The organism is Companilactobacillus halodurans, from assembly GCF_009600985.1.
In the GTDB taxonomy this organism is placed as follows: domain Bacteria; phylum Bacillota; class Bacilli; order Lactobacillales; family Lactobacillaceae; genus Companilactobacillus; species Companilactobacillus halodurans.
In genome coordinates, this window is the sequence record NZ_VDFP01000072.1 from 1 (window position 1) to 2137 (window position 2137).

The following is a 2137-nucleotide window of genomic DNA, read 5'->3' on the forward strand; positions in this document are numbered from 1 at the left end:
GTCGCTTTACCAACTTGAAAAATCGTATAGTTACGTCGGCCAGCTTTAAAGTTATTGAGTAACGTATCTTGAACCTCTTTAAGAACGTTTGAATCTTTGATGGGTAAGACAACTTGTCGCATAAGCTGTTAGTTCCTTTACTTTAAAATTAATTTAGTTGCAGAAAACCTAAAAATCGAATATTATAATGTAGTACGATGGTAAACTTAAAGGAGGCGGATTAGAATGAGTAATACTATTATTAAAAACAAGACAATTTCAACTCGTGTAACACCTGACATTAGTGAACGGGCTAAAGCTAATCTAGCAAAACAAGGGCTAACCGTTTCTGAGTATATACGCTTATCGTTAGTTAAAGCGGCCAATAATGAAGTTCGATTAGTCAGCTTTTTAGATTCTCCGGAAGCCTTAGCCGCTAAAAAAGAAGCAGAAACAGGGCAGGTCAAAAACATTGGTTCATTAACTGACTTTGAAGATTGGATCGATAAGTTAGATGCAAATTAAACAGACTAAATCTTTTGAACGTGAATTAAAAAAACTAGTCAAAAAACATTTCCCAATAACTGTCTTGAAGCCTTGTTTAGAAGCAATTGTTGAACAAGATGTACTTGTTTTGAAACAGATTAAAGATCATGCATTAAAAGGAAATTGGCGTGGCTATCGTGAATTTCACCCTGCCAGATATGGAAACTATGGCAAAAATTATGACAACTGGATTGTTATTTATCAGCTAGATCATGATGAATTGATTTTGTTATTGGTTGCAACTGGCTCCCATGAAATCTTGAATCAATAGCTATAGGTTAGGGGTACTTATAAAAAAATAAATTAAAATAGCCCCCAACATCTAAACTATAGATATCGGGGGCTATTCTTTCAATGTTTTTGAGGGGCTATTGAGACAATGGACCCTATTTTTTTGTTTTACTTAATTGTTTTCTGAAATATTTTGGCACCCAGATTAATAATAAAAAGGGTATGACGAATACACTAATAATAATAAATAAACTTTGAAGATTAAGGAAAATAACGTTACCTGGATAATTATTTGGGATTGGAAGTAGATAGTCAAGAAACTCCGGTAGATATATGAGACTAAAGATAAATACAAGATCAGTTAATCCTGTTACATAGTGAACCATAGAAAAAAACATGATTAAATTGTGCCCAAAATATTTTTGTTGGGCCAGGTGTATAGTTTCTTTTCTGTCTAAAATATTTTTTTTTGCTGTAATAAATAGAAAAAATAAACTTGTTAATGTAATCGTTATTGATTCGAAGCCGAAAATAAAAAAAGTTGTATTACTTGAATAGTCCTTAGTTACAATGTGACCAATAGATGCGGCAACATAAATACTTACTGAAAGTGAAAATAGAAGGGTAATAATTGTTAGAGTCTTTTTTGTATCAGTTAGTCTTTTTATTTCATGCTTTAAATATAAAAAATCAGATATAGTTAGCAGTATGAATGCAAAAAATGTCATAGGCCAAGAAAATAAGATAGGCAAAGTCATCTTTGTCCCTTCTTTGTAATTTTTATCAAATTTCAAACGTATTAGTAAATAAAATAGTAGACTATATAAATTATAGCCTACCATTTTATTTGCATTTATGCATTTTGTTCAATTAACAAGTGAAAGGCTTTAGCAGTATCTTTAGCTTCACTGTCAGTATAGGAAGAATATTTTGACATTTTGAATTTTTTAAAAGCATCTAAAGCTTTCTTATAAGCAACTCCCCAAGATCCTTTGCCTCCAGTTAAAAGAATATAAGTGTCGTTTTCTAAAGTTGTTAAATTGTCATCAAAACGGTTCCCTAAATAGGAATTAAAGCGAACGGAACTTTCATTACCAGTATAGTAATTTTCAATAATTTTAGAAACAGTCAGATTTGTTGCATAGTTTTAGCCCCTATTCTTGAGATATTAAAGTAGTTATGTTATTATTTTTTGTAAGGAAAAAGTAAGGAGATGATATTGTGAGCGCAGGTAATGTAACTAAGGTTAGCTCGAAGATCACAAGTAAAAATCAGATTACAATTCCTAAAACAGTACGTGAACTGTTAAAAGTTCGGTCTACTGACACAATTGAATGGCAGATTGAACCAAATGGTAAAGTAATGATTGTTCGTAGTAAAC

3 protein-coding genes and 1 pseudogene are annotated in these 2137 nt (G+C 31.4%); 3 read left to right on the top strand and 1 reads right to left on the bottom strand.

The window, feature by feature from the left end:
• Positions 1-122, bottom strand: a pseudogene (locus tag FHL06_RS15220) (site-specific integrase); the annotation flags it as partial.
• Between the two features lie 103 nt (positions 123-225).
• Between FHL06_RS15220 and FHL06_RS12450 the strand changes: the two are divergent.
• The 3 genes from FHL06_RS12450 to FHL06_RS14795 all read left to right on the top strand — a co-directional run.
• Positions 226-504 carry a plasmid mobilization protein gene (locus FHL06_RS12450; protein WP_003625288.1) on the top strand — a complete coding sequence of 93 codons (279 nt, stop codon included), beginning with the start codon at positions 226-228 and terminating at the stop codon, positions 502-504.
• Complete coding sequence (locus FHL06_RS12455; protein ID WP_005917927.1) at positions 494-796, top strand: type II toxin-antitoxin system YafQ family toxin; 303 nt, start codon at positions 494-496, stop codon at positions 794-796. Before FHL06_RS12450 ends, FHL06_RS12455 begins: the two co-directional genes overlap by 11 nt.
• A 1181-nt stretch (positions 797-1977) precedes the next feature.
• Positions 1978-2137 (top strand): type II toxin-antitoxin system PrlF family antitoxin (locus FHL06_RS14795; RefSeq protein WP_337692565.1); only part of this gene is annotated, 160 nt, incomplete at its 3' end.